Raw genomic sequence first — 20669 nt, 5'->3', positions numbered from 1 at the left:
GTGATTAAGTGCCTCTTTATTTTTCTGTTCTTAAGCCTGTGGGCCAGCCAGACGCTGGCGGGCGCTCCCGCGGGACGAAATACCAGCGTAGGGATCAGCTTCGATCGCACCGCGCCGCCCGCGCGTTTTGACATCTGGTTTCATGAATCGGGCGGCTTTGACGCCGCCGATCCGCAAAAGTGGGGGCGCAATACCCTGACCTGTCAGTCCCGTACCGATACCACGAACGGCGCCTGCATGAACTCACCGGTCTGGTTCTCGGCGAACCCGGCCGCGCCTTATGCCATCAATTTAGCGTTTAGCCATTCCCTTACCGGCAAGACGGTGAATATCAAGGTGTATGGCGATCACTACATGTTTATCAACAATAAAGTGTTCACCTTTGCCAGCTTTGTCACGGGAGGGACGACGGAAATTGCTAGCTGGAACAGAGAGCCCTACTTCGATTTCTATATCGTGAAAAGCGAGCTGGATAAGCTCGCCCTGCCGGGGATCTGGACCGCCACGCTGAAGCAGAACCTGCGCCAGTGGGGAAGCGCCGACTGCGGCGGCAACTTCAATGACGTGAATGTCGGCTGTCCTGGCTATCTCACCATCGCCAAATGGCAGGCAAATATTCGCATTGAGGTGGTCGACCCGGGAAACCAGCAGATTTATCTGCCGGCCTTTCCGCACTCCACGCCCATCGTTAACCTCAACCTGACCAACTTCCCGGGGCGCCCCGGGGGCAGCGAGATCAAGGGGGAAAACACGCTGGATATGTGCCTGTACGACGGCAAAAACAGCACCAGCACCCGCGCCTATCTTCGTTTTGAAGATGACGGGCTTCCCTCAGCGGGACGTGCCGAAGGCGCGTTTTCTATCCGGCGGCGCGGTGGAAGCCAGACGGATGCGCGGGACCGTCTCGACTATCAGGTCTTCGTTACCCATCCCGTCACAGGCGCAACCGAAACCGTCGCGAACGGTAAAACCGTAGTCTGGCAAGGCACTAACGATCCGCAGTATCTGCGTCAGGTCGTGCTGCCCGGCGGACGCGAGAGCGTACTGTGCATTCCTGCGCCAATTATCCTGAAAACCCCCGCGTTCGCCGCCAGCAGCAAAAACGCGGGCGACTATACCGGCACGCTGCGCGTCATCTATACGCCCAGCACGTTATAACGAGGTCACCGTGAGTTACGCCATTCTCGACAATAATCGATTTTACGCCGAAGGACTGCGCTATGCGCTGCTGCGTCGGGGCGTTCAGTTAGAGGTCCAGAGCGATACCGTACAATGGCAGCCAACGCTGCTTACCCGCCGCGTGATTGTCGTCCGCTGCCGTTTTTCCGTGGCGGCGACGCATCAGGCGCTGATCAATATTTTGCTCAGGCTGGAAGCCGCCCGCTGGAAAGGCAGCCTTTATCTGGTCTGCAACGAAAAGGGGTGGGCGCTGGCGACGCATTTACGCAAGCGTTTCAGTACGCTAACGCTTTATATCATCGACGACCGGATCGCCGTTGCCGATGCGGCGTATTTGCTGGCAAAAGAGCCGCGTCGCGTTCGAAGCCTGGACTGCTGCCTGACCGTTCCTGAATTCAACGTGCTCGATCTGATGCTGACCGGGTTGCCGGTCCGCCACATTGCCATCGTGACGCACATGTCGGAGAAACAGGTTTCAACCCATAAATGCAACGCGCTGAAGAAGCTCAATGCCAACAACCTGCTTCAGCTGCTCCTGTAGGTCACGGTTTATCCTGAGCCCGCTTTTTTGCTACACTGTCGCCGATTTTTCACCTACGACAGAAGATTATGTTCATTTTTGCAGGCCAGGAAATTGAGACCGATAGCGAAGGCTATCTGAAAGATACAACGCTCTGGAGCGAACCGCTGGCGGAGAAAATTGCGGAAAACGAAGGGATTACTCTTTCCCCGAACACTGGGAAGTGGTGCGTTTTGTGCGCGAGTTCTATCTTGAGTTCAACACCTCTCCGGCCATCCGCATGCTGGTCAAGGCGATGGCCAATAAGTTCGGTGAAGAGAAAGGCAACAGCCGCTATCTCTATCGTTTGTTCCCGAAAGGGCCGGCAAAACAGGCCACCAAAATTGCCGGCCTGCCTAAGCCGGTGAAGTGTATTTAATACCGAATACCGAAGTTGACGTATTCGCGCCCCGGTTGATGGGGTTCCGTTAAGACCTTATCAACCCGCGCGCTGCGCGGCCCACCCGCTTTCAGCCACGCCACCAGCTTGTCAACCTGCTCCGCTTCGCCACAGGCGACCACCTCAACGCTGCCGTCATCCATGTTGCGCGCGTATCCCGTTAGCCCAAGCTCAATCGCTTCGCGCTGGGTACTGTAGCGGAAACCCACGCCCTGAACGACGCCGTGAACCCAGGCAATAGTGCAGACTTTAGACATTCTTCTTCTCCTTAACGTAGCGTTTTCGGCAAACAGCCGTAGTGTTGCCGAAAACGGGCGGTGAAACGAGAGCTGGACAGATACCCACATTGTAATGCGATTTCGCCGATCGGTAATCGGGTTGACTGTAACTGTGACAAAGCCACGGCCATCCTCACCTCCTCGACAATCTGGCGAAAACTCTGCGACTCCTCGCGTAACCGTCTGCGCAGCGTCGGCACGCTCAGGGCCAGACGGCTGGCGACGTCCTGCGCGGTCCAGGCTCTGGCGGGCGACAGCATAATGAACTGTCGCACCTGCTCGGTCAGGTTATTGCTTCGCTCGATAAGCAGCGGACCTGCCACGCCGTCATGCAGCAATGCCAGCAACAGACCGAAGGCCTGATGTTTTTGCAGCGCCTCCGGTAAATCCTGACGCACGGCGTGCAGCAGGTTATCCCACATAAACGCCAGCCCCTCGCTCAGCGGAGCGCAGAGCGAATGCAGCGTCGTGCGTGGCCAGGATTTCAGGTAATGCGCTTTAAACTCGGCAACGATTTCCGGCGATAACATCAGCAAGTCCGAGTGAAACAGACCGTTTGCAGGCTGATTGATGATCTCCATTGCCGTATTGGCAGGGATAATGATGAGTTCATCCCGGGTGGCCACCAGGCGGTTATCGTCCTGCACAATCACCTTGCTGCCGTGAGTGATATGGCAAATCGCCGGGAAAAAGAGCTTAACCTGGTGCAGGCGATGCATTTTGCTGGCACTCACTTCACCCGCCGTGAGATGTTTATGTCGAAAATGGAACTCCTGCACCTCGCCATCCTTATCTGCTGTAGGTTGCGGTTAACTGAGCCTTTGCCAGAACGTGACTATTGAGCATAAAGCCGACCAGCGCGCCGCTCGCATTGTTGTCGACGGGCAGGGTATCCACGTCCAGCGCCCAGACGGTCATCTGATAGCGGTGAGGCTTGTCCCCGGCAGGGGGACATGCGCCGCCGAATCCAGAATAACCGAAATCATTACGCCCCTGCACAGCGCCAGCAGGTAATTTTTCGCCATTTGGGTTACCGGCATCAGCGGGCAGCGTCATTGTCTTCACGGGAATGTTGGCTACTGTCCAGTGCCACCAGCCGCTGCCGGTAGGCGCATCCGGGTCATAGACCGTAATGGCAAAACTTTTCGCACCCGCGGGCGGATTTGTCCACGCCAGCTGCGGGGACTGATTACCACCGTGGCAGCCAAATCCCTCAAACACCTGCTGTGGCGCTAACCGCCGGTCGCCGGAAATATCCCGGCTGGTCATGCTGAAAGGCGTTGCGGCTAAAACCTGAAAACTCATTGCCGTCAGAGCGGCTATTGTGATGACACTGCGCTTTTTCATGGGGGGTTTCCTTTGCTGAACCGGAATCCCACTGTATATCCGGCCGCAGTGCCGTAATGTGCTTAAGCGATTTGATTTTGTGCCGAAACGCTCAACGGCATCCGCAGATGATTGCGCCTTGCTGAATGTGCTACTCTACGCGCCATTTCCCTGAAATCGACAGAACAGCAAATTATGAGTGTACGTTTAGTGTTAGCCAAAGGGCGCGAGAAATCCTTACTGCGCCGTCATCCCTGGGTCTTTTCCGGCGCGGTTGCCCGTATGGAAGGCAAAGCCAGCCTCGGTGAAACCATTGATATCGTGGACCACCAGGGGAAATGGTTAGCGCGAGGCGCCTACTCGCCAGCCTCCCAGATCCGCGCGCGCGTCTGGACCTTCGATAAAGACGAAACCATTGACATCGACTTCTTCGTGCGTCGTCTGCAGCAGGCGCAGCAGTGGCGCGACTGGCTGGCTAAACGCGACGGGCTGGACAGCTACCGCCTGATTGCCGGTGAATCTGACGGCCTACCGGGCGTGACCATCGATCGCTTCGGTAACTTCCTGGTGCTGCAGCTCCTGAGCGCCGGGGCGGAATACCAGCGCGCTGCGCTGATTAGCGCCCTGCAAACGCTGTTCCCGCAGTGCGCCATTTACGACCGCAGCGATGTGGCGGTGCGCAAAAAAGAAGGCATGGAGCTGACTCAGGGGCCGGTCACGGGTGAACTGCCGCCTGCCCTGCTGCCAATTGAAGAGCACGGCATGAAGCTGCTGGTGGATATTCAGGGCGGGCACAAAACAGGTTACTACCTTGACCAGCGCGACAGCCGCCTCGCGACGCGTCAGTACGTTGCCGACAAACGCGTGCTCAACTGCTTCTCCTACACCGGTGGGTTTGCCGTTTCGGCGCTGATGGGCGGCTGTGCCCAGGTGGTCAGCGTGGATACCTCGCAGGAAGCGCTGGACGTGGCAAAACAGAACGTCGAGCTGAACAAACTGGACTTGAGCAAAGCCGAATTTATACGCGACGACGTCTTCAAGCTGCTGCGTAAATACCGCGATCAGGGCGAGAAGTTCGACGTCATCGTGATGGATCCGCCAAAGTTTGTGGAGAACAAAAGCCAGCTGATGGGCGCCTGCCGCGGATATAAAGATATCAACATGCTGGCTATCCAGCTGCTGAACCCGGGCGGGGTTTTGCTCACCTTCTCCTGCTCCGGCCTGATGACCACAGATTTATTTCAGAAAATCATCGCTGATGCCGCAATAGATGCTGGCCGTGATGTACAATTTATAGAGCAGTTCCGTCAGGCAGCCGATCACCCCGTGATTGCTACCTACCCGGAAGGACTGTATCTGAAAGGGTTTGCCTGTCGCGTCATGTAACTTGAAAAGAGAAATATTGCCCGCACATAACGTGTAAGTCGTATTTCCCGGGAGGTGACTATGATTGCCAGCAAATTCGGTATCGGCCAGCAGGTCCGCCACACTTTGCTCGGGTATTTGGGTGTGGTCGTGGATATCGACCCGGAGTATTCCCTTGATGAGCCGTCAGCAGACGAGCTGGCGGTGAACGCAGAGCTTCGCGCTGCACCCTGGTACCATGTGGTGATGGAAGGTGACGACGGGCAACCCGTCCACACCTACCTTGCCGAAGCGCAGCTAAGCAGCGAGCTGCAGGAAGAGCATCCGGAGCAACCCACTATGGATGAACTTGCTCAGACTATCCGCAAACAGTTACAGGCTCCGCGCCTGCGGAACTAAGCGTGTAAAAAAAGCCCGATGAACGGGCTTTTTTTTATTACTTCGCCAGCCCCAGACGGGGGATGTCGATCGCCGGACAGCGATCCATGACGACGTTCAGCCCCGCATCCCGCGCCAGCACGGCAGCTTGCTCGTTAATCACGCCCAGCTGCATCCACAGCGTTTTCGCCCCAACGGCGATAGCGTCCTGCGCCACTTCCCACGCCGCCTCGGAATTACGGAAGACATCGACCATATCAATTTTTTCCGGCACGTCAGCGAGCGTGGCATAACCCTGCTGGCCCAGTAAGGTTTTCCCCGCCACTTTTGGCGAGACCGGGATGACGTGATAGCCCTGATCGAGAAGGTATTTCATCACCCGATAGCTGGGACGATCGGGTTTATCGCTCGCGCCCACCAGCGCAATGGTACGCGTGGATGTCAGAATCTCGGCAATATCGTTCTCTTTCATGGTTTTTCTCCTGGCTTTTTTAAAAGTGTACGCCAAACCGCACATCTCAACCATCCATCCCATACCGATGCATGAGGGCAAAACGGCCAAATATGTCTATATGTTAGTAAACGTGATTATCGAAAAATTTTGATACATTAATGCGGCGACAGGATTTCTGACGGGAGCCTTCTATGAAAACCGGTATTGCCACTGCTCTGATTGCGTTAGTGATGCCGGTCTGCGTTTTTGCTACCACGCTCCGGCTCTCAACCGATATTGATCTCCTGGTACTGGACGGAAAAAAGGTCTCCAGTTCGTTATTACGCGGTGCGGACAGTATCGAGCTGGATAACGGACCGCATCAGCTGGTATTCCGCGTAGAAAAATCGATCGGTCTGGCGAATCACGAGCAAAGGATGTATATCTCCCCGCCGCTGATCGTCAGCTTTAATACCCGACAAATCAGTCAGGTGAATATTACCCTGCCACGCCTTGAAACGGAGAAGGAATCAGCGGCCTTCGACGCGTCTCCCCGCATTGAACTGCTGGACGGGGATGCGATGCCGATTCCGGCGAAGCTGGATATTCTGGCGCTGACGACTTCACCGAAAGGTCCGGACTACGAGGCCGCGACGCAGACCTATAACAAAGCCGGTAAACGCGCGTCGCTTCCTCAGTTTGCCACCATGATGTCCGACGACAGTACGCTGCTTTCCGGCGTCTCTGAACTGGACGTCATTCCCCCCCAGTCCCAGGCCCTGACGGAACAGCGCCTTAAATTCTGGTTCCAGCAGGCCGATGCCGACACGCGGGCCCGGTTTTTACAATGGGCAAAACAACAACCTTCATCATAAGCCACATTTTTTACGCCTTTCTCTTGCAGCGTCAGACGGTTCCCGTCATCGTGTAGGCAGTTAACCTGATGGATATGATTATGGAACTGACAACACGCACGCTCCCGGAACGCAAACACATTGCTCTGGTGGCGCACGATCACTGTAAACAAATGCTGCTTAACTGGGTTCGCCGCCATCAGTCTTTGCTGGAAAAGCACGCCCTGTCGGCGACCGGCACCACCGGTAACCTGATCCAGCGCGAAACGGGTCTGGAGGTAAACGCCATGCTGAGCGGCCCGATGGGCGGCGATCAGCAGGTCGGCGCACAGATTTCCGAAGGAAAGATTGATGTGCTGATCTTCTTCTGGGACCCGCTAAACGCGGTTCCGCACGACCCGGACGTCAAGGCCCTGCTGCGCCTGGCGACGGTGTGGAATATTCCGGTGGCGACAAACCTCTCGACGGCGGATTTCATCATCGAATCGCCGCAGTTTAACTCGCCGGTAGATATCCTTATTCCGGACTATCAGCGTTATCTTTCAGAGAGATTGAAGTAGCTTTTTTTGCCGGGTGGCGGCTACGCCTTACCCGGCCTACCCATCCTTACCCTTCGTCGTTATGGCTTCCGCGCCACCGGCACATCAATACTCTTCAAAATATCGACAAACACGGATGGCTCTTCTTTATTGAACAGCAGCCACACGCGATGGCGCGCGCGGGTCATCGCCACATACAGCAAACGCCGCTCTTCGGCATCCGGAAAGTCTTCCGGCACCGGCAGCAGGGCCTGCTCCATGACCGACTCGCGGGCCGGGGCCGGGAAACCGTCGCTCCCCTCTTTCAGCCCCATGACAATCACATAGTCGGCCTGCTGCCCTTTGCTGGCGTGAATCGTCATAAATTCAAGCTGCAGCTTCGGCCAGCGGGTGGCCGCCTTTTCCAGCGCCTCGGGTTTGAGGTGATGGTATCGTGCCAGCACCAGGATACGTTCATCAGGCTTCGCGTAGCCGCTGAGCTTGTCCAGCAGCGGTTCCAGCTGGTCTTCCGCCAGCAGGGTCACGGCTTTTTTATCCCCTGCCCGCAGGCTATTGAGCGGCTTTGCCAGCTGATGCGGGTTCTGCTGGATAAAGCGGTTGGCGATTTCACCAATCCGTGAATTGAAGCGGTAGGTGGTGTCCAGATCGCTGCGATCGCCTTCGCCAAAATAGTCGTGGAATGCGGTCGTCAGCGAAAGCTGCGCCCCGCTGAAGCGATAGATGGCCTGCCAGTCGTCACCCACCGCAAACAGCGAAGTATGCTTATTTTGCGCCCGTAGCGCCGAAAGCAGCGCTGCGCGCTGCGGAGATATGTCCTGAAACTCATCCACCAGAATATGTTTCCACGGGCTGACAAAGCGCCCCTTCTCAAGAATGATGATGGCCTGGTGGATTAGGCCGGAAAAATCGACGGCATTTTCCGCTTTCAGCGCGGTTTTCCAGGCCTTCAGCAGCGGCGCCATCAGCTTGACCCGCTTCGAAAACAGATCGCGGATCGCCTCCGGCGCGCTTTCAATCATCTCTGCCTGCGTTCCGCCGTGCATTCGCATCAGGCTGACCCAGCGGTCAAGCCGTGAACCCAGCCGACGCGCCAGTTTGTCATCCTGCCAGAAGCTGCCCTCCGGCACGTCCCAGTCGAGCTCCTCCTCGAGCCACTGGCGCCACCCTTTCGCCTGCGCCTTTTTCTCACTGCACTGCTGGCGCCACGTTTTGATAAACAGCGCCTGGCGCGCCTGCGCGTCGTTTTCCAGCTTACTGATAGCAGGCACTTTTTTACTGCCCTGCTGAATAATATGCAGGGCAAGGGCATGGAAGGTTCTGGCCGTGATATCCCGGGTATGCAGACGTTCCTGGATCCGTTCGTCCATCTCCTGGACCGCCTTGCGGCCAAAGGCCAGAAGCAGAATTTGATCGGCGACCGCTTCCCCGGTCGTCAGCAGCCAGCCGGCACGCGCGACCAGCACCGACGTTTTACCGCTACCGGCCCCCGCAAGAACCAGCAGCGACTGCTCGCCGTTGACCACCGCGCGCGCCTGAGCCGGATTAAGCGGAGAGGACTCCACCGTACTGAAAAAGTCGGCGTATTGGGTGAGCATGGCGTCCGTCCAGGCCTGGTTATGGGCGAGTCGGCTCTTATCCTTATCATTCAGCCAGGCCTGGCACTGGCGCCAGGCGTCGCGACAATTGTCAAACTCCTCAAGACGCGCCACGGATAACGGCAGCGCCGAGAGTGCCTGCCGGATTTTTTGCTGTAGCCCGGCGGTCTGCTGACGGGTGAGCCACGAATGCTGCGCGTTGCTTTGCGCGATATCGTCCAGCACCTTTTGAAGCACTCCGGCGGCAATCACGCTCATATCCTGACTCCACTGCTGCCAGAGCGCGTTCAGGTGATGATGGAAACGCTGGGTTTCTGCCCACTCGGTGCCGTGAAGACGCACGACTTTATCGTCAGGCAGTACGAACTCGAGTTCGCCCCACACCAGCCCGCGTTTGCAGTGGATAGCCAGAAGCTGATTAAACGGAATAAGGTATTCGTGGCGTTCTCCAGAGACTTTTACCCCGGCATTGAGGAGAACCACCCGGTCGTAAGGGTGTTGCGCCAGACGTTTGCCTAACGACGTTGCTTTCAGTTCCATGTTCCGCCAAATCCACGAAGAGATAATTTACCTGACAGTGTAACTGCCAGTTTTAAGGTGCTCCAGCCTAAAAAAACGTTACAATCATTGGGCGTTAATTTTATCGAAAGGAAGTGAGGGTTTATGCGTACCGTTCTGAATGTGTTGAATTTTGTGCTGGGCGGTTTTGCCACCACCCTTTCCTGGCTTTTTGCCACGCTGGTGAGCATCGTCCTGATTTTTACGCTCCCCCTGACTCGCTCCTGCTGGGAAATCACAAAACTCTCCTTCGTCCCCTACGGGAATGAAGCCATCCACGTTGACGAGCTGAATCCGGAGAACAAAAACGCCCTGATGAATACGGGGGGTACCCTGCTTAACATTCTGTGGCTGATTTTCTTCGGCTGGTGGCTCTGCATCATGCATATTTTTGCGGGTATTGCGCAGTGCATCACGATTATTGGTATTCCGGTGGGGATCGCGAACTTTAAGATCGCCGCTATCGCTCTTTGGCCCGTCGGGCGCAGGGTTGTTCCGGTCGAAGTGGCCCAGGCGGCGCGTGAAGCCAATGCGCGTCGTCGTTTTCAGTAACTAAGGACTGGCCGCGTTTATGCTAAGCCCACTGCTTCGCCGTTATACCTGGAACAGCACCTGGCTTTATAACGTCAGGATATTTATCGCACTTTGCGGCACGGTTGCCCTGCCCTGGTGGCTGAATGACGTCAAGCTCACCATCCCGCTCACGCTGGGCGTCGTGGCCGGGGCGCTGGCGGACCTGGACGATCGTCTGGCCGGGCGTTTACGCAACCTGGTCATCACGCTCGTCTGCTTTTTTATTGCGTCAGCGTCCGTTGAGTTACTTTTCCCCTGGCCCTGGCTGTTTGCCCTGGGTCTGACGCTCTCAACCAGCGGGTTTATTTTGCTGGGCGGCCTTGGGCAGCGCTATGCCACTATCGCGTTTGGCGCCCTGCTGATCGCCATCTATACCATGTTGGGCGCATCCCTCTACGACCAGTGGTACCAGCAGCCGGTTCTGCTGTTGCTCGGCGCCATCTGGTATAACCTGCTGACCTTAACCGGTCATCTGATCTTCCCTGTTCGTCCTCTGCAGGACAACCTTGCCCGCAGCTTTGAGCAGCTAGCCCACTATCTGGAACTGAAATCCCGGCTGTTCGACCCGGATATCGAGGAAGAAAGCCAGGCGCCGCTCTACGATCTGGCGCTGGCAAATGGTCAACTGGTCGCCACCCTTAACCAGACAAAAGCCTCTCTGCTGACCCGTCTGCGCGGCGATCGCGGTCAGCGCGGAACGCGAAGAACCTTACACTACTATTTTGCCGCCCAGGACATTCATGAACGCGCCAGCTCCTCGCACGTCCAGTATGCCGCCCTGCGCGAGAAGTTCCGCTACAGCGACGTGATGTTCCGCTTCCAGCGCCTGCTCTCCATGCAGTCCCAGGCGTGCCAGCAGCTCTCGCGCTCCATTCTGCTGCGCACGCCCTATCAGCATGACCCACGTTTTGAACGCGTATTTAGCCATCTTGATGCGGCACTCGACCGCGTTCAGGCCAGCGGAACGTCACCGGAACACATCAAAGCGCTGGGCTTTCTGCTGAACAACCTGCGGGCGATTGACGCACAGCTGGCGACCATCGAGTCCGAGCAGGCGATGGCGCTTCCGGGCAGTGAGGTCGACAATCAGCTTGCTGATGACAGCGTGCACAGTTTTAGCGATATGTGGCTACGCCTGAGCCGCAACTTTACCCCGGAGTCGGCTCTCTTCCGCCACGCGGTGAGAATGTCGCTGGTGCTGTGCGTGGGGTATGCCTTTATCCAGATAACCGGGCTGCATCATGGCTACTGGATCCTGCTGACCAGCCTGTTCGTCTGCCAGCCGAACTATAACGCCACCCGACACCGTCTTGCGCTGCGCATTATCGGCACGCTGGTCGGCGTCGCAATCGGCCTGCCGGTGCTTTATTTCGTGCCTTCCGTCGAAGGTCAGCTGATTCTGATCGTGATCACCGGCGTGCTGTTTTTCGCGTTTCGCAACGTGCAGTACGCCCATGCCACCATGTTCATCACGCTGCTGGTGCTGCTCTGCTTTAATCTGCTGGGTGAAGGGTTTGAAGTCGCCCTGCCACGCGTGATTGATACGCTGATTGGCTGCGCGATTGCCTGGGCCGCGGTCAGCTTTATCTGGCCGGACTGGCGTTTTCGCAATTTGCCGCGCGTGGTAGACAGGGCGATGAATGCCAACTGTCGTTACCTTGACGCAATTCTGGAGCAGTACCACCAGGGCCGCGATAACCGTCTGGCTTACCGGATAGCACGTCGCGACGCGCACAACAGTGATGCTGAACTGGCCTCCGTGGTCTCTAACATGTCAACGGAGCCGCGCGCCACGGCTGAGATTCGTGAGACAGCGTTCCGCCTGCTCTGCCTGAACCATACCTTCACCAGCTATATTTCGACGCTGGGGGCCCACCGCGAGAAGCTCACTAACCCGGCGGTTCTCAACCTCCTCGATGATGCCGTCTGCTATGTCGATGATGCGCTTCATCACCGCCCGGCCGATGAACCGCGCGTTCGACAGGCTCTGGATGAACTGGCTCAACGCATTGCGCATCTTGACCCGGGAAACGACAGCAAAGCGCCGCTGGTTCTTCAGCAGATAGGCCTGCTTATCGCTCTGCTGCCTGAAATTTGCCGGCTGCAACAGCACATCGCTACCTGGAGGAACGACTCTCCTGCGGCTCAGGCAGCGCATTAAACCACTCCGTCAGCTCCCGGCGGATACCTGCCGGGAGTGCCGCCTCATGCAGCCCTTCGATAGCCCCTTCCAGCGCAAAGAGCACTTTTATACTGAGTGCTTTATTCTTTGCCCGCATCTTCAGCCAGCTCGCTCTGGCGCCCAGCGCCCGCAGCGTTTCTTCATTGGTGATACCGGCTTCAAAGAGCAAGACTTCAAGCTGAAAGGTCAGGTTCGGCAGATCCTTAAGACGGGTTCGTTGATGACGCTGGTAGCGCTCTTTCCTTGCCGCACTGAGTGCAAACGAGGAGAGCTGAAGCAACCGCTCCCTGTCCTGCCATAATCCGTCATCCACACGATAATAGTTGAGCAGCACCGGGCGGCCTCGCTTCATCAACGTCAAGAAGGAGGAAGCATTTTTTACACAGTATTTTGCACTCTCTTCACACGCGCGAAGGTAAAGTTCGCCATCGGACACCATGGCAAAGACCGCATCATCCACTGCCAGGGTGTAACCGCCAAACAGCGCGCGATGATGAATCTCGCCCAACGGAGAGAGGTATTCCTGGGATTTATAAATCCGTTCATAAGATATCTTTTTCATGATATTTCCCTTCAAAATCATAGGCTAACAACGAAATTTCTTACTAGCGGATCCGTTAGCAGGAAAATAGGCAACTTATCGTCGTTGAGCAAGATGATTTTTCGAGGGGCATCAAGATTGAATGAATTTTGCGAGTCGCTTTCCGAAAATGAGGTTGATCTTTGGGTATACAGGGGTTACTGTATATCCATACAGTAACTACAGGGCTGGAATGAATATGCACACTTCAGGCTATGCAAATCGCGCAATCTCTCTCTCTTCTGCTGCAGGCAATGTCGCGCAGAATTCCGTCGAGCGTGTTTCCACAGGGCTTATCAGTGAAGTGGTTTATCGTGAAGACCAGCCCTTGTTAACGCAACTTCTTTTACTGCCATTATTACAACAGCTCGGTCAGCAATCGCGCTGGCAGCTTTGGCTCACGCCTCAGCAAAAGCTGAGTCGCGAGTGGGTTCAATCCGCAGGCCTTCCGCTGACCAAGGTCATGCAGATTAATCAACTTTCGCCTTGCGATACCGTTGAGTCGATGATCCGCGCGTTACGCACAGGAAATTACAGCGTGGTGATTGGCTGGTTACCGGAAGAATTGACGGAAGAGGAACATTTCCGACTGACTGAAGCCGCTGAAGAAGGGAATGCGATCGGGTTCATTATGCGTCCGGTTCGATCGGATTCTTACCGCAGAGGACAACTTTCTGGGCTAAAAATTCACTCAAATTTGTATCATTGAGTGAAATTAAGATTTTTCCTGGAATTTTTTTTGACCGCAAGATGGGATTTTAGTTCCCGGCCTTAAAATTGCGGCAAGGCTTGTCTGGTGCGGTTCTCCTTAATTTTATTGCACAAAATTCGTTCAAAAAATGTTAAATAATCGGTATCCGGAACTTTTTTTTTCATATGCCTGACGGACTTCACACTTGTAAGTTTTCAGCTACGTTGTAGACTTTACATCGCCAGGGGTGCTCGGCCTAAGCCGAAGATATCGGTAGATTTATATTTGACCACGCCCCCCGGTGAAGGATTTAACCGTGATTCTCTCTTGAGACTTTCATGGCGAATTTTGGATGATAACGAGGCGCAAAAAATGAAAAAGACAGCTATCGCGATTGCAGTGGCACTGGCTGGCTTCGCTACCGTAGCGCAGGCCGCTCCGAAAGATAATACTTGGTATGCAGGTGGTAAACTGGGCTGGTCTCAGTTCCACGACACCGGCTGGTACAACAGCGCAAACAACAATGATGGCCCGACTCACGAGAGCCAGCTTGGTGCAGGTGCGTTCGGTGGCTATCAGGTTAACCCGTATGTTGGTTTTGAAATGGGTTACGACTGGTTAGGTCGTATGCCATACAAAGGCGACAACACCAATGGCGCTTTCAAAGCACAGGGCGTACAGCTGACCGCTAAACTGGGTTACCCAGTAACCGACGATCTGGACGTGTACACCCGTCTGGGCGGCATGGTATGGCGCGCTGACTCCAGCAACAGCAACGCTGGCGACGACCATGACACCGGTGTTTCCCCAGTATTCGCTGGTGGCGTTGAGTGGGCTATGACCCGTGACATCGCTACCCGTCTGGAATACCAGTGGGTTAACAACATCGGCGACGGCAACACCGTTGGTGTTCGTCCAGACAACGGCATGCTGAGCGTAGGTGTTTCCTACCGTTTCGGCCAGCAGGAAGAAGCAGCACCAGTTGTTGCTCCAGCGCCGGCTCCAGCTCCAGAAGTACAGACCAAGCACTTCACTCTGAAGTCTGACGTTCTGTTCAACTTCAACAAAGCGACTCTGAAACCAGAAGGCCAGCAGGCACTGGATCAGCTGTACACCCAGCTGAGCAACCTGGATCCTAAAGACGGTTCTGTAGTGGTTCTGGGCTTCACCGACCGTATCGGTTCTGACGCTTACAACCAGAAACTGTCTGAGAAACGTGCTCAGTCTGTTGTTGATTACCTGATCTCTAAAGGTATCCCAGCTAACAAGATCTCCCCACGTGGTATGGGCGAAGCTAACCCAGTTACTGGCAACACCTGTGACAACGTGAAAGCTCGCGCTGCACTGATCGACTGCCTGGCTCCAGATCGTCGCGTAGAGATCGAAGTTAAAGGCATCAAAGACGTTGTAACTCAGCCAGCGGCATAAGTTATCGTCTTATAAAAAAACCCCGCAATGCGGGGTTTTTTATTGTCTGAAGAAAAGTAAAAAAACTACTTTTTACCCAACAGCGCCTGAAGGTCATTCTTCAGTGTCGACATCTGGTTGGCGTACTTCTCTTTATGTTCTGCATCCTCAATCAACTGCACGATGGTTTCCGACAGCGTTTTACCCCGTCGTTGTGCCAGCCCGGCCAGGCGCTGCCAGACAACAAATTCCAGATCGATTGATTTTTTGCGAGTGTGCTGGTGCTCAGCATTAAAATGCCGTTTGCGTCGCGCGCGGATAGTTTGCTTCATCCGGTTTAACAATGCAGGATTAATGTGTTTCTCAATCCAGCCGTTGACCTGTACCGGTTCGTTTTCGAGGGTCAGCAAAATATCCACGGCTTCTTGCGCAGCGCTGGCTTCGATGTAGCAGGTGATCAGCTCCCCTTCACGGTGCTTTTTGACCAGGTACTTCCATTTCCAGCCGCTTTCGAGATTTTCCAGTTGTTGATATTTCATTGCGATCTCAGTGTTACCACGTAACTCTGTTCAGAATATCAGTTTTTTAGCAATCTGCTGAAAAGAAATCATATCCTGTGAGTGAATGCAGCCAATCACCCTGTCGAAATCCCCAATCCTGCTTGGGTACAACCCCCCGCTTACGGTATACTCCACGCTTTTACATCTGACTAAAAAACATCAACTTTGACCATTACGAAACTTGCATGGCGTGACCTTGTTCCGGATACCGAAAGTTATCAGGAACTGTTTGCACAGCCAGATCTCGCAAAAGAACACGAATTCATCCTTAGCGATACGCAGCCCCGTTTGCATTATGCGCTGGAGCAGGTATTAAGCCCCTGGGCAGCTGCGCCTTTCATGCTGCTCAAAGCCCCGGAAGAAGCGGAATACCTGACGTTGTTCGGGGATGCCGTGCGTCAGCTAAAGCCGGAAGCGAACGCCGTTTTTGGCGGCCAGTATCGTATCGCTGGACATGATGTCACTTTCGAACCGGCGACGCAGGCTGACGGCCTTTTTGCCGCTAAGGGCGAGGTGATTACCGCGAACTGGGTCGAGGCTGAACAACTCTTTGGTTGTCTGCGCCAGTTTAACGGCGAGCTTTCGCTGCAGCCTGGGCTGGTACATCGCGCAAATGGCGGTGTCCTGATCATCTCGCTGCGTACCCTGCTCTCGCAGCCGCTGCTGTGGATGCGTCTGAAAACCATCGTGCATCAGCAGCGTTTCGACTGGGTCGGCTACGATGAGTCTCGTCCTCTGCCTGTCTCGGTTCCGTCTATGCCGCTGTCATTAACCGTCGTGCTGACGGGCGACCGTGAATCGCTGGCAGACTTCCAGGAAATTGAGCCTGAACTGGCTGAACAGGCGGTGTATAGCGAATACGAAGACAATATCCAGATTGCCGATGCCGACGATATGGCGCAGTGGTGCCAGTGGGTGATGGCCGTTGCTGAACGTTTTGCGCTGCCAACGCCTGCGGCTGACGCATGGCCAGGCCTGATCCGCGAAGCGGTGCGTTATACCGGTGACCAGGAAACGCTGCCACTCTGCCCGCTCTGGATCGGCAAACAGCTGCGTGAAGTGGGCGTGGTGAGCGGTAGCGGTGCGTTCACCGGGGAGCAGCTCACCCAGATGCTGGCTCAGCGTGAGTGGCGGGAAGGCTATCTTGCTGACCGTATGCAGGATGAAATTCTGCTGGAACAAATTCTGGTGGAAACCGAAGGCGAACGCGTCGGGCAAATCAACGCCCTGTCGGTGATTGAATTCCCTGGCCATCCGCGCGCGTTCGGGGAGCCGTCCCGTATTAGCTGCGTTGTGCATATTGGCGATGGCGAGTTTACCGACATCGAACGCAAAGCCGAGTTGGGCGGAAACATTCACGCCAAAGGCATGATGATCATGCAGGCGTTTTTGATGTCTGAACTGCAGCTTGAGCAGCAGATCCCCTTCTCCGCCTCGCTGACGTTTGAGCAGTCCTACAGCGAAGTGGATGGCGATAGCGCCTCTATGGCTGAACTGTGCGCCTTAATCAGCGCCCTGGCGGAAGTGCCCATCAATCAGAACATCGCGATCACCGGTTCGGTGGATCAATTCGGTCGTGCGCAGCCTGTGGGTGGCCTCAACGAAAAAATTGAAGGCTTCTTCTCTATCTGTCAGCAGCGCGGTTTAAACGGCAAACAGGGTGTGATTATTCCGGCTCCCAACGCACGCCATTTAAGCCTCAGCCAGGAGATTCTGGATGCGGTTGAACAAGAGCAGTTCGCTATCTGGGCCATCGAAGGGATTGAGGATGCACTACCCTTACTGACAAACCTGGTATGGGATGGCGAAGGGCAAACCACCCTGATGCAGACTATCCAGGAGCGCATTGCTCAGGCAACACAGCAGGATGCTCGTCACCGTTATCCATGGCCGTTACGCTGGCTGGGCTGGTTTAGTTCGAACTGATCGGACTTGTTCAGCGTACACGTGTTAGCTATCCTGCGTCCTTCACTAAAATAAGGCTTACTGAGAACATGGTAGATAAACGCGAATCCTATACAAAAGAAGATCTTCTTGCCTCTGGTCGCGGTGAACTGTTTGGCGCGAAAGGCCCACAGTTACCGGCCCCGAACATGCTGATGATGGACCGTGTCGTGAAAATGACCGAAACCGGCGGCAACTTCGATAAGGGTTACGTAGAAGCAGAACTCGATATCAACCCGGACCTGTGGTTCTTCGGCTGCCACTTTATTGGCGATCCGGTAATGCCTGGCTGCCTGGGTCTGGATGCCATGTGGCAGCTGGTTGGCTTCTATCTGGGCTGGCTGGGTGGTGAAGGTAAAGGCCGCGCGCTGGGCGTAGGCGAAGTAAAATTCACCGGCCAGGTTCTGCCTACGGCGAAGAAAGTGACCTATCGTATTCACTTCAAGCGCATCGTTAACCGCCGCCTGATTATGGGCCTGGCAGATGGCGAAGTGCTGGTAGACGGTCGTCTGATCTATAGCGCAAGCGACCTGAAGGTTGGCCTGTTCCAGGACACGTCCGCGTTCTGATCGTGCTTTCGCACCTCCAGAAAGGCGAAACCTCCGCATTGCGGAGGTTTCTTTTTTGAAAGAGACGTTATCAGGCTATGAGTGCCCTGTCGCCGATGGCTTCTCGCCAGCCTCCAAGCCATTGTGACCTTTGATTTATCGTCTGATAAGGACACATTTCTTTAGAACGTCCAGCGATGCCGGCCTGATAACCACGTTGATGAGCCCGTTCCAGGCGATCTCGTTTCTGTCTCTTCATGCCTCGTTTCCCTCATTCTTTTGTCTGGTGGAAAGAAAACAGTGTCTGCACTATCTGCACAGGCACAGATAACGAATACCCCGAATTAGTCGCATCGTCAATGTTCAAAATTCATACGGGTGTCATATTTGTGAGCTAGCTGGAAGTTCATTTGTACAAAAATTGTGACGTGGCACAAGTAACAACCTGAGTTGAAAACGAAAAAAAACCGCAATCAGCGACAGACCGATTGCGGTTTCTGATGATGAATTTTACTTATGGCAGTCGGGAAATCTCTCTCGCGATACTGGCCGACTCCTGCGCCCATCCCTGAGCCAGGACTTTCACCATTTCGTCATAGCCATCTTTCTGCTGCTTCAGCTCCAGATGGAAAGGACGCTTAATCAGCTGCCCCTGATGGTTCAGCAACCACTCCCCGCTGATGACCACCGCACCGTCATAACGGCCGTGGAAGCCCGTTACGGTGACGTTCAGCGTATCCTGATCGTTACCCAGCGGCTGCGATGCGACTACCCACCCCGGAAGCTGACTGCCCAGGTTAGCCACCAGCGTGTTGCGCAGCTGCTGATCCAGCGGGCTGGCCCACAGGTTGTTGGTCGCAATCACGTATTTCACGTCGCTGGTCTGATAGACCACGCCGTTTCCTGCCAGATAATCCGGCACGGCGACCTGCTCAACCCACAGCTGGCGGTTCCCCTGGCTCGCCGTGCTTTGCCCGCCGCTGTGGGTTGCCACAGGCAGCTGATAATAGCTTTTATTATCTCCCCCTGAACTGCATGCCGTTAACAGCAGAGCGCCAACCATCAATAGCCATTTTTTCATTCTTTTGCCCTCTTCGGCTCAGGATCCTTTTTATCTTTCGCTTCGAACACCAGCGCATTGCTCTTCTCGTTGAGCGTTTTCAGCACCGGCTGCAGTTCACGCAGGACCTGATCAAGACGCTGCATATCTGCCACCATCTTGTTATAGGCCGCTGATCCCGGCTGGAAGCCCTGCATACTGCGGTTCAGCTCACGCAGCGTTTTCTGCATGTCCTGCGGCAGCTGCTGCATGCTCTGGCTCGCCGTAATCTTGTTGATGTTATCCAGCGTGGTTTGCAGACGGCGCATCGTTGCCTGGCTTTCGCTCAGCGAGTTTGTTGCCGCTTCAATCATCGGATTCAGTGGCAGATTGTTGATCTTATCCAGCGTCTCCATCAGACGCTGCTGGATCTGCGCCAGACCGCTGCTCACCGTTGGGATGATCTTGTAGCCACCGAATTCACGGATACCGGTAATCGGCGGTGCTTTCGGGTAGAAGTCCATATCCACATACAGCGCACCGGTGACCAGGTTGCCGGTTTTCAGCGACCCGCGCAGACCGCGTTCCATCAGCTGGGTGATATGAGTCGCGATATCCTGATTTTCACCAATCTGATTAAGCAGACGCTCTGGTTCAATGCGGATCAGTACCGGAATGCGGTAATCATCATCCAGCACCTGCTGAAGGCCCGGAACGAAGAACGGCACTTGCCCAACCGTACCGAGACGAATGCCGCGGAACTCAACAGGCGCCCCCGGCTGCAGGCCGCGAACGGAGTCTTTAAAGAACATCAGGAAGTCAACGTGATCGGTATAGAGCGCATCCTGAATGCTTTTTTGATCGTCAAAGAGACGGAACGCGGTGTTCTCTGCGACCGGCTGCCCTAAATCCAGGCCCTCCGGCACGTCAAAACTCACGCCGCCACCAAACAGCGTGGTCAGCGAACCCATTTCAACGCGCATGCCTGCCGAAGTCAGATCTACCGCGATCCCGCTGTCTTTCCAGAAGCGGACGTTGCTGGTGACCAGGCGATCGTTTGGCGCATTAATGAAGAGCTGATAGCTGATCGCGCGTTTCTGTGGATCAAACGTGCTTTTCTCAACCGACCCGACGCGGTAGCCGCGGAACAGAACCGGGTCGCCCGCCGTGAGCTGACCCGCTTTTTTACTATCGAGGATCACGCGGATGCCCTTGGCATCAGGCGGTGCAAGCGGCGGTGAATCCAGAAGCTGGTATTGGGCCGGCTGGTTACCCTTAGCGCCCGGCTGCAGCTCAATGTAGGCACCCGAGAGCAGCGTCCCCAGGCCGCTGATCCCTTCACGCCCCACCTGCGGCTTAACGACCCAGAAAACGGAATCGCCGTGCAGCAGTTTTTCCATGCCGGCATTCAGGCGCGCCTTAATCTCCACATGGGTTAAATCATCGGTCAGGGTTGCGCTTTCCACCACGCCCACATCCACGCTACGGCTTTTGATGGTCGTTTTACCGCCCTCAATCCCCTCGGCATTGGTGGTTATCAGCGTCACTTCCGGCCCCTGATGGCTGTAATGATAAAACAGGATCCAGGCACCGATCAGCGCAGTCACGATGGGAAAAATCCACACCGGAGACCAGTTTTTGACCTTCTGCACTTTCGCCTCTCCACTCTTATTTTCCATGC

The 20669-nt window shown here is 55.3% G+C and carries 22 protein-coding genes and 1 pseudogene; 13 read left to right on the top strand and 10 right to left on the bottom strand.

Features of this window, described 5'->3' with window-relative positions:
- The 3 genes and pseudogenes from PI91_RS10405 to tusE all read left to right on the top strand — a co-directional run bounded on the left by PI91_RS10405 (position 1) and on the right by tusE (position 2117).
- Entirely contained in the window at positions 1-1158 is a 1158-nt protein-coding gene (locus PI91_RS10405; RefSeq protein ID WP_039266091.1) for a CfaE/CblD family pilus tip adhesin, read from the top strand.
- 10 nt (positions 1159-1168) lie between these two features.
- The gene (locus tag PI91_RS10400) at positions 1169-1720 is read left to right on the top strand and encodes a LuxR C-terminal-related transcriptional regulator (protein WP_008499912.1); all 552 of its coding nucleotides are present in this window, start codon (positions 1169-1171) and stop codon (positions 1718-1720) included.
- 68 nt (positions 1721-1788) lie between these two features.
- Positions 1789-2117 (top strand): annotated as a pseudogene (gene tusE, locus PI91_RS10395) (sulfurtransferase TusE).
- On the opposite strand, the gene yccX reads toward tusE, so the two are convergent.
- Genes yccX through PI91_RS10380 form a run of 3 tightly spaced genes read right to left on the bottom strand, consistent with a single transcriptional unit; the run spans position 2114 to position 3763 of the window.
- Positions 2114-2395: an acylphosphatase gene (gene yccX / locus PI91_RS10390; protein WP_008499914.1), complete on the bottom strand. Its 282-nt coding sequence runs from the start codon at positions 2393-2395 to the stop codon at positions 2114-2116. The pseudogene tusE and the gene yccX sit on opposite strands and share 4 nt — an antisense overlap.
- Positions 2396-2406: 11 nt before the next feature.
- Entirely contained in the window at positions 2407-3195 is a 789-nt protein-coding gene (locus PI91_RS10385) for an AraC family transcriptional regulator (RefSeq protein WP_008499915.1), read from the bottom strand.
- 10 nt (positions 3196-3205) lie between these two features.
- Positions 3206-3763: a kinase inhibitor gene (locus PI91_RS10380; RefSeq protein WP_039266090.1), complete on the bottom strand. Its 558-nt coding sequence runs from the start codon at positions 3761-3763 to the stop codon at positions 3206-3208.
- A 174-nt stretch (positions 3764-3937) separates the two neighbouring features.
- On the opposite strand from PI91_RS10380, the gene rlmI reads away from it, so the two are divergent.
- Entirely contained in the window at positions 3938-5128 is a 1191-nt protein-coding gene (gene rlmI, locus PI91_RS10375) for a 23S rRNA (cytosine(1962)-C(5))-methyltransferase RlmI (protein ID WP_021240853.1), read from the top strand.
- Between the two features lie 60 nt (positions 5129-5188).
- Positions 5189-5506, top strand: a complete 318-nt coding sequence (gene hspQ / locus PI91_RS10370) for a heat shock protein HspQ (RefSeq protein WP_008499919.1) — start codon at positions 5189-5191, stop codon at positions 5504-5506.
- A gap of 37 nt (positions 5507-5543) precedes the next feature.
- Here the strand turns inward: hspQ and PI91_RS10365 are convergent, their stop codons facing one another.
- On the bottom strand, positions 5544-5957 hold the full coding sequence (locus PI91_RS10365; protein WP_008499920.1) for a CoA-binding protein: 414 nt from the start codon (positions 5955-5957) through the stop codon (positions 5544-5546).
- A gap of 173 nt (positions 5958-6130) precedes the next feature.
- Between PI91_RS10365 and PI91_RS10360 the strand changes: the two genes are divergently transcribed.
- Positions 6131-6793 carry a DUF2057 family protein gene (locus PI91_RS10360; protein ID WP_039266089.1) on the top strand — a complete coding sequence of 221 codons (663 nt, stop codon included), beginning with the start codon at positions 6131-6133 and terminating at the stop codon, positions 6791-6793.
- A gap of 80 nt (positions 6794-6873) precedes the next feature.
- Complete coding sequence (gene mgsA, locus PI91_RS10355) at positions 6874-7332, top strand: methylglyoxal synthase (RefSeq protein WP_008499922.1); 459 nt, start codon at positions 6874-6876, stop codon at positions 7330-7332.
- Positions 7333-7391: 59 nt separating this feature from the next.
- On the opposite strand, the gene helD is transcribed toward mgsA, so the two are convergent.
- Complete coding sequence (gene helD, locus PI91_RS10350) at positions 7392-9446, bottom strand: DNA helicase IV (RefSeq protein ID WP_039266088.1); 2055 nt, start codon at positions 9444-9446, stop codon at positions 7392-7394.
- Positions 9447-9569: 123 nt separating this feature from the next.
- On the opposite strand from helD, the gene PI91_RS10345 reads away from it, so the two are divergent.
- Both PI91_RS10345 and yccS read left to right on the top strand, forming a co-directional pair.
- The gene (locus PI91_RS10345) at positions 9570-10016 is read left to right on the top strand and encodes a YccF domain-containing protein (protein WP_023343701.1); all 447 of its coding nucleotides are present in this window, start codon (positions 9570-9572) and stop codon (positions 10014-10016) included.
- Between the two features lie 19 nt (positions 10017-10035).
- Positions 10036-12198 carry a YccS family putative transporter gene (gene yccS, locus PI91_RS10340; RefSeq protein ID WP_032651202.1) on the top strand — a complete coding sequence of 721 codons (2163 nt, stop codon included), beginning with the start codon at positions 10036-10038 and terminating at the stop codon, positions 12196-12198.
- Here the strand turns inward: yccS and PI91_RS10335 are convergent.
- Positions 12155-12781, bottom strand: a complete 627-nt coding sequence (locus PI91_RS10335; protein ID WP_008499926.1) for a TfoX/Sxy family DNA transformation protein — start codon at positions 12779-12781, stop codon at positions 12155-12157. The two genes, yccS and PI91_RS10335, sit on opposite strands and share 44 nt — an antisense overlap.
- A gap of 217 nt (positions 12782-12998) precedes the next feature.
- Here PI91_RS10335 and sulA point away from each other — a divergent pair, with 217 nt between their 5' ends.
- Together sulA and ompA are read left to right on the top strand one after the other, a co-directional pair.
- Positions 12999-13508, top strand: a complete 510-nt coding sequence (gene sulA, locus PI91_RS10330; protein ID WP_032637628.1) for an SOS-induced cell division inhibitor SulA — start codon at positions 12999-13001, stop codon at positions 13506-13508.
- Positions 13509-13862: 354 nt separating this feature from the next.
- A complete protein-coding gene (gene ompA, locus PI91_RS10325; RefSeq protein ID WP_025755977.1) occupies positions 13863-14918 on the top strand; it encodes a porin OmpA in 1056 nt (351 codons plus the stop codon).
- Between the two features lie 65 nt (positions 14919-14983).
- On the opposite strand, the gene matP is transcribed toward ompA, so the two are convergent.
- Positions 14984-15436: a macrodomain Ter protein MatP gene (gene matP, locus PI91_RS10320; protein WP_008499929.1), complete on the bottom strand. Its 453-nt coding sequence runs from the start codon at positions 15434-15436 to the stop codon at positions 14984-14986.
- Between the two features lie 186 nt (positions 15437-15622).
- On the opposite strand from matP, the gene PI91_RS10315 reads away from it, so the two are divergent.
- Together PI91_RS10315 and fabA are read left to right on the top strand one after the other, a co-directional pair.
- Complete coding sequence (locus tag PI91_RS10315; RefSeq protein WP_039266087.1) at positions 15623-17383, top strand: Lon protease family protein; 1761 nt, start codon at positions 15623-15625, stop codon at positions 17381-17383.
- 68 nt (positions 17384-17451) lie between these two features.
- Entirely contained in the window at positions 17452-17970 is a 519-nt protein-coding gene (fabA, locus tag PI91_RS10310) for a 3-hydroxyacyl-[acyl-carrier-protein] dehydratase FabA (RefSeq protein ID WP_008499931.1), read from the top strand.
- Between the two features lie 70 nt (positions 17971-18040).
- Here the strand turns inward: fabA and rmf are convergent, their stop codons facing one another.
- The 3 genes from rmf to pqiB all read right to left on the bottom strand — a co-directional run bounded on the left by rmf (position 18041) and on the right by pqiB (position 20667).
- On the bottom strand, positions 18041-18208 hold the full coding sequence (gene rmf, locus PI91_RS10305) for a ribosome modulation factor (RefSeq protein ID WP_013097261.1): 168 nt from the start codon (positions 18206-18208) through the stop codon (positions 18041-18043).
- Between the two features lie 255 nt (positions 18209-18463).
- A complete protein-coding gene (gene pqiC / locus PI91_RS10300; protein WP_008499932.1) occupies positions 18464-19030 on the bottom strand; it encodes a membrane integrity-associated transporter subunit PqiC in 567 nt (188 codons plus the stop codon).
- Positions 19027-20667 carry an intermembrane transport protein PqiB gene (pqiB, locus tag PI91_RS10295; protein WP_008499933.1) on the bottom strand — a complete coding sequence of 547 codons (1641 nt, stop codon included), beginning with the start codon at positions 20665-20667 and terminating at the stop codon, positions 19027-19029. Before pqiB ends, pqiC begins: the two co-directional genes overlap by 4 nt.
- Positions 20668-20669: the final 2 nt, after the last annotated feature.

The organism is Enterobacter sp. FB (assembly GCF_000805795.1).
Classification (GTDB): domain Bacteria; phylum Pseudomonadota; class Gammaproteobacteria; order Enterobacterales; family Enterobacteriaceae; genus Enterobacter; species Enterobacter roggenkampii.
This window is presented reverse-complemented; position numbering and strand designations above follow the sequence as displayed.